The organism is Streptomyces sp. URMC 124 (assembly GCF_051386455.1).
Lineage (GTDB): Bacteria > Actinomycetota > Actinomycetes > Streptomycetales > Streptomycetaceae > Streptomyces.
The window spans coordinates 1-269 of the sequence record NZ_JBPQTS010000478.1; the positions used below are offsets into that span (position 1 = coordinate 1).

At 40.9% G+C, this 269-nt stretch carries 1 protein-coding gene; it reads right to left on the minus strand.

Annotated elements, in window-relative coordinates:
- A partial coding sequence (locus tag ACSNOG_RS33390; protein WP_436756418.1) for a hypothetical protein occupies window positions 1-269 on the minus strand: 269 nt, incomplete at both ends.

Here is a 269-nt window from a genome sequence, read left to right on the forward strand (position 1 = left end):
TATCAGAAGAAACATTGATTCCCAAGTTTCTGCGTTGATGAATGCATAGTTCTTGAAGTCGGCAGCCACTATTGCGGCTAACGAGGATAAAAATATCGAGGCAGGTGTGATCCAATCAGTTTTAATTCGCACCCACTTCTGGTGTTCTGCCAAAGCAAGTTCAAGTTTGTCGGCAGTAATTACTAATATTTCTTGATTTAAATGCGTATGTATACTCGTAGTTCCAGTTAAAAATGTGTTCGGATCAACAGAGATGCCCCCCTGTTGAG